General features: G+C 71.5%; 8 protein-coding genes. 4 read left to right on the top strand and 4 right to left on the bottom strand.

The annotated features are described in order from the left end of the window. Positions 1-208: 208 nt before the first annotated feature. The gene (locus AB0J67_RS37825; RefSeq protein WP_363490071.1) at positions 209-538 is read left to right on the top strand and encodes a hypothetical protein; all 330 of its coding nucleotides are present in this window, start codon (positions 209-211) and stop codon (positions 536-538) included. A gap of 31 nt (positions 539-569) precedes the next feature. Here the strand turns inward: AB0J67_RS37825 and AB0J67_RS37820 are convergent, their stop codons facing one another. After that, positions 570-1,991, bottom strand: coding sequence for a WGR domain-containing protein (locus AB0J67_RS37820; protein WP_363490069.1), 1,422 nt, complete (start codon positions 1,989-1,991; stop codon positions 570-572). 120 nt (positions 1,992-2,111) lie between these two features. Continuing rightward, entirely contained in the window at positions 2,112-2,828 is a 717-nt protein-coding gene (locus AB0J67_RS37815) for a hypothetical protein (protein WP_363490067.1), read from the bottom strand. Positions 2,829-2,963: 135 nt separating this feature from the next. Between AB0J67_RS37815 and AB0J67_RS37810 the strand changes: the two genes are divergently transcribed. Both AB0J67_RS37810 and AB0J67_RS37805 read left to right on the top strand, forming a co-directional pair. After that, positions 2,964-3,629: an HAD family phosphatase gene (locus tag AB0J67_RS37810; RefSeq protein WP_363490073.1), complete on the top strand. Its 666-nt coding sequence runs from the start codon at positions 2,964-2,966 to the stop codon at positions 3,627-3,629. A gap of 170 nt (positions 3,630-3,799) precedes the next feature. Further along, positions 3,800-4,432: a class I SAM-dependent methyltransferase gene (locus AB0J67_RS37805; RefSeq protein ID WP_363490065.1), complete on the top strand. Its 633-nt coding sequence runs from the start codon at positions 3,800-3,802 to the stop codon at positions 4,430-4,432. A 121-nt stretch (positions 4,433-4,553) separates the two neighbouring features. Here AB0J67_RS37805 and AB0J67_RS37800 read toward each other — a convergent pair whose 3' ends face one another. Then, positions 4,554-5,558: a glycine betaine ABC transporter substrate-binding protein gene (locus AB0J67_RS37800; RefSeq protein WP_363490063.1), complete on the bottom strand. Its 1,005-nt coding sequence runs from the start codon at positions 5,556-5,558 to the stop codon at positions 4,554-4,556. A 210-nt stretch (positions 5,559-5,768) separates the two neighbouring features. On the opposite strand from AB0J67_RS37800, the gene AB0J67_RS37795 reads away from it, so the two are divergent. Beyond that, positions 5,769-6,374 carry an HAD-IA family hydrolase gene (locus tag AB0J67_RS37795; protein ID WP_363490061.1) on the top strand — a complete coding sequence of 202 codons (606 nt, stop codon included), beginning with the start codon at positions 5,769-5,771 and terminating at the stop codon, positions 6,372-6,374. A 66-nt stretch (positions 6,375-6,440) separates the two neighbouring features. On the opposite strand, the gene AB0J67_RS37790 is transcribed toward AB0J67_RS37795, so the two are convergent. After that, positions 6,441-7,166, bottom strand: coding sequence for an ABC transporter permease (locus AB0J67_RS37790; protein ID WP_363490059.1), 726 nt, complete (start codon positions 7,164-7,166; stop codon positions 6,441-6,443). Positions 7,167-7,350: the final 184 nt, after the last annotated feature.

Raw genomic sequence — 7,350 nt, 5'->3', positions numbered from 1 at the left:
CCGCCCGCGGCGGCCAACACGATCCGCGCCCGCACCACCAGCCGATACGCGCTCGTAGGCCTTCGCGCCAACGCCACCAGCGCGGCGTGCTCTTCAGAATCCAGGACGATCGGGTACGGGCTCGTCGGCGGCATCGACATGTTCTGCCATCCCGGACACCGCCGCGCCCGCACCGACACGCCGCACCGGGTGCGGCACTATGGCAGCCGTGGCCAAACCTCCGCCCGAGTCGACCAAGACCTCACTGCACAACCGTCTGGCCGAACACGCCCGCACGCACTGGCCGGCCCTGACCGCGGTCGACGTCCGCTTCCGTGGCGTGTTCGCCTACATCGGCGGCCGCCTCGCCGACGGCACCACCATGCCGCTGTTCAGGCTGCGCTACGGCGGCTACGCCAACCAGTGGGGCTTCGCGATCTACCTGGCCAGCAAGGACGGCTACGAAGACTCGTACCTGCCCAGCGGCCACACCGCCGGCACCGCCGAGGAAGCACTCGACTGCGCCAGCAGCCTCTACCTCGACAACTCGGTCACCTGAGCGACCCCCGACGAATCAACGCCGAGCAGCACTAAGCCAGGCGACGGATCTCGCCGAAGGCGCGGTAGAAGCCGCCGCGGGAGGCCTCGCGGACCTCGGAGACGAGGTAGCGGGCGCCGGGCTCGCGGATGCCCTTGGGGAACTGGACCTGCCAGGACTGCTGGTAGCCCTCGGAGATGACGCGCACGCGCAGGCGGCCGCCCTCCTCGAAGCACTCCAGGACGATGCCGTCGCCGGTGTCGGCGCTGACGACCTCGACCGTGGTGGACGCGGCGACGGCCTCCATGCGCGGGGCCTTGACGTCGACGACCTGGGGCACGGTGCCCTGCTCGGCGGCGCGGATCGCGGGCTCGGTGGCGTCGATGCAGGCCAGCGACCCGTCGGTGGTGACGATGTAGAGGCGCTCGTCGTGGTACTGCATCGAGTACGCCGAGCCGCAGCCGGTGCCGAGCTTCCACAGCCGGTTGCCGGAGCTGTCGAAGCAGTACACCGACGAGCTGTTGTCACCGGCGAACACGTACTGGCCGTCGGGGCTGGTCGCGCAGGAGAACACCGCCGCGTCGCAGCGGTAGACGCGCCGCGCCGAGCCGTCCTTGCCGAACTCGACGACCTCGCGGGTGGCGGTGCCCGCGTACAGCGTCGTGCTCTCCTGCCAGCCGAACAGCACCGCGCCGGTCTTCTGGTGCCAGCGCTGCTCGCCGGTGCGCCAGTCGTAGCTGGTCACGCCGCCGGAGTGGCCGTGGTGGACGGCGTCGGCGTCGCAGCGCACCATCCAGCCGGACGAGCCGCCGCTCTTGCGCCGCCACAGGAACTCGTCCTCGTGGTCGATCGCGGCCACGCCGCCGCCCGCGTCGGAGACGCCGAGGATGCCGTCGTGGATGTCGAGCCAGTAGATGTCGATGTCGGGCGCGATCCGGTAGGCCAGGCGCGGCACCTTGCCGGACAGGTCGTACACGTTGCCGTCGTCGCAGCCGGCGTAGAGCCACGCGTCGTCGGCGACGATGCACTTGACCCCGTCGGGCAGCTTGAACTGCTGCTGCACCTCGGCGTCGTGCGACAGGGTGGTGATCACGCCGGCCTCGTTGCCGACCATGCATACCTTGCTGTCGACGAAGATGCCGAACGCGGACGTGCCCGAGCGGTAGCGCCACAGCACCGGCGCGGTCTTCGCGGTCGAGCGGGTGCTGACGATGGCGCGGCGCGACACGGCCCGCTTGGTCCGCTGGCCCTGGACCGCGGGAGCGTAGCCCTTGCGTACCTTCTCGCCGATCTTCTTGGCCGCCGCGGCGCGGGCCTTGTCGTGGTCGGCGAACGTGGTCTTCGTCGTGGCGCCGGCGTCGCCGATGCGCCCGTACCGGATGGTCATCTCCGTGTCGTCGACGATGACCTCGTAGAACTTGTGCGAGCCGCCGTCGGCTTCGGACAGTTCGAGGTAGGTGGTCTCAACGGCCATGGGGGAGGGCCTTCTCTCACGGTGGAGGGGGACGACGACACGTTAGCCACCGCCCCCGACAGCCCGCCGCCGGGCGGGTCCACTCAGGCGCGACGCCCGCGGGCCCTAGGCCCGCAGGCCCTATGCCCGCAAGAACCGGTGCGGCTGGAACACGCAGATGTTGGCCTCGCTCTGCACGTTGCCATCGGTGATCTCGACGAACAGCCCGTAGCTCTCGCCCGGCGTCAGCTCGACGGGCAGCTGCACGGAGCCCTTGTCCAGGCCCGCCTGCGGGTCGATGCCGCGGGCCCGCTGGAGGTAGATGTTGTCCCACCACAGCAGGCGTTGCGTGTCGAACTCGCGCAGCGAAGCCGCCTTCGCCAGCCGGTACACGTAGTACGCGTCGGGGCCGCCCAGCTCGGCCAGGGTGGTCCAGCTGGTCAGCGTGTACCCGAGCCGGTCTCGGTTGGCCAGGTAGCTGTCCACGATCGCCCGCGACGGCGCCTCGCGCTGCTCCCGCGAGCGGCTGAGCACCTGCCCGTCCTTGGTGGTCACCTCGATGGTGTACGTGCCCTCGGGCAGGAAGCCGGTCGGCACGTTGAGCATGTACCAGTGGTAGTTCAGCGACGGGTCGTGGATCCAGCCGTCGCGGTTGGCGTTGGTGAACATCTGGTTCGTGAACGCGACCTCGTACCCGCCCGGCCCGCGCGCCGTGATCCGGTCCACCAGGTCGGGCACCGGCGTCTCGGACGGGAAGAAGGAGACCAGGAACTTGTGCTGCTCCTTGGGCAGGCCCACGGAGTCGTCGAAGTCCCAGTACACGTTGCAGGCCATGATGTCGTAGATCTGGACCGTCATGGCCCCAGTGTTCGGGCGGCCGCCGCCGGGCGCATCGGCGAAACCACCGGCCGGCCCGGCGCGACGTGATGTCAGCCACGGTGACCTGCGACGCGGACCGCGGAGCGGGATCATTTCGGGGTGACTCCCGCGGCAGTGCTCTTCGACATGGACGGAACCCTCTTCGACAGCGAGCCGCTGTGGGACATCGCGATCGAGGAGCTGGCGCACGCGTACGGTGCGGCGATCTCGGTCGAGGTGCGGCTGGCCATGGTGGGCCGCTCGGTCGACGAGTCGATGGTGCTGTTCCACGACGGCATCGGCCAGCCCTGGCGCGACGCCGCGACCAGCGCCCGCTGGATCACCGACCGGGTCGCCGGGCTGTTCGCCACCGACCTGGTGTGGCGGCCCGGCGCGCGCGAGCTGCTGCACGAGGTACGCGCCGCCGGCCTGCCCACGGCCCTGGTCACCTCCACCAACCGGCAGTGCGTGGACATCGCGCTGGACACCCTGGGCCGGCACAACTTCGACGCCGTCGTCTGCGGCGACGAGGTCGCGTTCCCCAAGCCGCACCCCGATCCGTACCAGCGCGCCGCGAAGCTGCTCGGCGTGAACGTGGCCGACTGCCTCGCCATCGAGGACTCGCCCACCGGCGTGGCCAGCGCCCTGGCCGCCGGCGCCCGCGTCATCGGCGTCCCCCACGCCGTCAAGCTCGCCCCCATGACCGGCCTGACCCTCCTCACCACCCTCACCGGCGTAACCCTCACCACCCTCAGCACCCTCCTCACCCCCACCCCCACCACCCCCACCGCGCCGCGTTGATCATGAACTTATGGCCGTGTTCGACGGCGTGTCAGTGCCACAACTTCATGATCGATTGATCTGACTGGGCGGGCGCGGCGGTGGCTGCGGTCGGGGTGGGCCTGTGATCGGACGGGGGCAGGGTCGGTCGCGGGGGCCCGGCGGGGTGGGATCTCTGGCAGCCTGTCCCGATGACTCCGGCGAAGGACTGGCACGACTGGCATCGGCCGTACGAGGATCCGGACTCGCCCCTGTCCCGGCGGCTGCGGCTGGTGCGGCGGCATATCGACGACTGGCTCGACGAGCGACCGGAGCGGTCCCTGTCGGTGGTCAGCGCCTGCGCGGGGCAGGGCCGGGACCTGCTGGGGGTGCTGGCCGCGCGGCCCGACGCGGGGCGGGTGCGCGCCCGGCTGGTCGAGTTCGATCCGCGCAACGCCGACGTCGCGCGAGAGGCGGCGTCGCGCATCGGCGCCGACGTGTCCGTGCTGTGCGCCGACGCCGGCCTGCTCGCGTCGTACGCCGGATCCGTCCCCGCCGACCTCGTGCTGTTCGCGGGCGTGCTGGGCAACATCAGCGACGACGACGTACGCACCACCGTCGCCGCGCTGCCGCGACTGTGCGCGCCCGGCGCGACCGTGATCTGGACCCGCACCCGCCGGGCCCCCGACCTGACCCCCGCGATCCGCGCCTGGTTCGCCGAGGCCGGATTCACCGAGCAGGCGTTCGACGCCCCCGCCGACGTCCTCTTCACCGTCGGCGTGCACCGCCTCACCGCCCCGCCGCAGCCGCTGGGCCCGCCCGGCCGGCTGTTCCGGTTCGCCTGACCGCAGTCGATCATGAAGTTAGGGCAGCGACACGCCGTCGAACACGCCCATAAGTTCATGATCGACACAGAAAAGCAGCGGCCCGGCGCGGGAGTGCGCCGGGCCGGTGGACGGTGGTGGGTCAGTTGGTGGTGAGGGTGCCGTCGGAGGAGAAGACGGTGCCCAGGGTGGCCTTGCCGGTGGTGAGGGCGGTCTTGGTCTGCGGGCCGCCCGCGTCGGCCTGCAGGAACGAGCCGAACGTGATGCCGTAGGTCTGCTGCAGGCCGGGCTGGCAGAACGCGCGCTGCGGGCACTCGGCCGGGCCGGCCAGGATCGAGGCGGTGCCCGAGCACTTGGCGGCGAAGTCCGACAGCGTCTTCACCTGGTGCTGGTCGGCGAACGCCTTGGTCACCGCGTACGCGTTCTGGTCGGCGGCCTGGGACGGGGTGCCGATCGCGAGCCCGGCCTTGGTCGCCAGCTCCTTCAGCGCCGTCACGGTGGCGTCGACGTCACCGGTGGCCTTGGGCGCGGCGTCCTTGCCGTTCTGCTTCTGGTTCAGGAACTCGGTGAGGGTCGCGGCGTACTCGGGGAACACCGTCAGCTCGCCGCGCTCCAGGGCCGGCTCGTAGAGCTCACGGTTGCCCGTGGTCTGCACGGTGGCCTGGAAGCCCGCCGCGTTGAGCGCGATCTTGTAGAGCTCGGCGAGGGTGCGGCTCTCCGGGAAGTTGGCCGCGCCGACCACGACCGGGCCGTTGCCACCGGACAGGCCACTGGTCAGGCCCGCCTGGGTGGCGAAGTCCTGCGCCGCGACCTGCGAGGTCTTGCGGTCCACCTCGACGGCCTTGTTCAGCGCGATCAGCTTCGGGGTGTCCAGCGCGGCGGCGACCTTGTCGACCGCGGCCAGCAGCGCCGGCGAGGCGGCCTTCGCGTTGGCCACCGCGATGACGTTGTCGGCGTTCTGCAGCTTCTTGTCGTCGGCGAGGACCACCAGCTGCGCACCCGCGACCGGGGCGCAGCCGGCGCCGGACGCGGTGGGCGGGGCCTCGGTGCCGGAGGAGCCCGCCTGGCCGCAGCCGGTCAGCGCGAACGCCGCCGCGCCGAGCGCGGACAGCAGGAGGACGGACGCCCTCCGGGTGTGCGTTGCCATGTATTCAGCCTTCCGTCTGGCAAAGATCTCTCAACGCCTTCTTAGCCCGTACCTGGGACATCCTGATGAAATTTCGTGAACCGTGCTCGCTCTACCCGTGCCGGTTACTTCGCAAACCGTTCACATCCGCAGGTCAGTGCAGCTTCGGTGCGCGCCGGGGGTGATCGACGTCATGGCGGTGCGGGCTGCGCGCTCCCTACGCTGTGCGCCATGGTGCGTACGCTGCTGCTGGACGTGGACGGGGTGCTGCTCTTCCCCGATCCGGCGTTCGCCGCGGAGATGGAGCGACGGCACCACTGGCATCTGGGCTACCAGGCGTTCCAGGACGACCTGCTGCACGATCCGGGCGAGGAGCGCGCGCTGGTCGGCGACGGCGACATGCTGGCGGTGGTGGCGCGGGCGCTGGCCCGGCACACCACCGGGGTGACGGCCGAGCCGTTCTTCACCGAGTGGCTGGAGGCCGCGGTGACCGTGAACACCGAGCTGCTCGACCTGCTGCCGCACATGGCGGTGGACGAGGTGTACCTGGCCACCAACCAGGAGCCGCGCCGGGCCGAGATGATCCGCCGCCGGTTCGCCGACCGGCCCGAGATCGCCGGGCTGCTGGTGTCGCACGAGTTCGGGCACATGAAGCCCGATCCGCTCTTCTTCGCCAAGGCGCTGGCCCGCATCGGTCGCACGGCGGCCGAGTGCGTCTTCGTCGACGACAAGCCGGCCTACGTCGCGGGCGGCCGCGCCGCGGGCATCGACACCATCTGGTACACCGGCAACGCCCGGCTCACCGCCGAACTGGCCGACCGGGGACTGCTGCGGTAGTCCACCCGCGACGGTCACCGCCTGCCGGGCGTCGCCCCGGGAAGGCGTCCGCCGCCGTGCTGCGGCTCAGCCCTCACCCGGCAGCGCGTCGCTGACCGAGGCGGGCGGCCGGTGCGCGCCCCGGCGCAGCGCCCTGGGCAGCAGCGCCTTCTCGGCCAGTGCCAGCAGCCCCTCCATCCCGAGGCACAGCAGCGCCACCAACAGCCCGCCGGCCAGCACCTGCCCGCCGCCCGCGTTCAGGCCGAGCCCGAAACCACGGCTGATGATCATGCCGAGCCCGCCGCCGTTGACGAACGCGGCCAGCGTCGCCGTGGCGATCACCTGCACCGCCGCGATGCGGAACCCGTTGGCCAGGTACGGCACCGCCAGCGGCAGCTCCACCTTGCGCAGCAGCTGCCAGCCCGACAGGCCCATGCCCCGGCCCGCGTCGCGGACCTCCGGGTCGACCTCGCGCAGACCCAGGTAGGCGTTGGCCAGCAGCGGCGGGATCGCGAACAGGGCCATGGCCAGGATGATGGCGCGCGGCCCGAAGCCGATCACGGTCAGCGGGAAGATGGTCAGCAGCGCCACCGTGGGGATCGCCCGGCTCAGGTTGGTCACCGTCACCACGGCCGCCCCGCCCCGCCCGACGTGCCCGAGCCAGATACCGAGCGGCCATGCCACCGCGCACCCCAGCGCCACCGCCGCCGCCGAGATCCACAGGTGCTCACCGGTCCGCGCGATGATCCCGTCCGGATTGGTCCAGTTCAGCGGGTCGTTCAGCCACAGGATCGCATCCTGGATCACGCTCATGCCGCCACCTGCCCGCACCGGCCGGACACCGTCTCGGGGAAGCGGCACGAAGCGGCGGCCCGGCCGGCGCGGTCGCCCCGCGGCCGCGGGCCCGATCCGCGCCGGGCGCGGGTGGGGACGGGGTTCATGCGGCCCTCCGGCGATTTACGAAGATCGGCGGGTAGGGCAATATGTTATCAGGGAC

This window comes from Catellatospora sp. NPDC049609, assembly GCF_040675365.1.
GTDB lineage: Bacteria > Actinomycetota > Actinomycetes > Mycobacteriales > Micromonosporaceae > Catellatospora.
This window is presented reverse-complemented; position numbering and strand designations above follow the sequence as displayed.

Bases quoted from the DNA above. Each gene is read 5' to 3' on its own strand.
- AB0J67_RS37790 (WP_363490059.1), bottom strand. From the start codon at position 7,166: ATGAGCGTGATCCAGGATGCGATCCTGTGGCTGAACGACCCGCTGAAC.
- AB0J67_RS37805 (WP_363490065.1), top strand. From the start codon at position 3,800: ATGACTCCGGCGAAGGACTGGCACGACTGGCATCGGCCGTACGAGGAT.
- AB0J67_RS37795 (WP_363490061.1), top strand. From the start codon at position 5,769: ATGGTGCGTACGCTGCTGCTGGACGTGGACGGGGTGCTGCTCTTCCCC.
- AB0J67_RS37815 (WP_363490067.1), bottom strand. From the start codon at position 2,828: ATGACGGTCCAGATCTACGACATCATGGCCTGCAACGTGTACTGGGAC.
- AB0J67_RS37800 (WP_363490063.1), bottom strand. From the start codon at position 5,558: ATGGCAACGCACACCCGGAGGGCGTCCGTCCTCCTGCTGTCCGCGCTC.
- AB0J67_RS37820 (WP_363490069.1), bottom strand. From the start codon at position 1,991: ATGGCCGTTGAGACCACCTACCTCGAACTGTCCGAAGCCGACGGCGGC.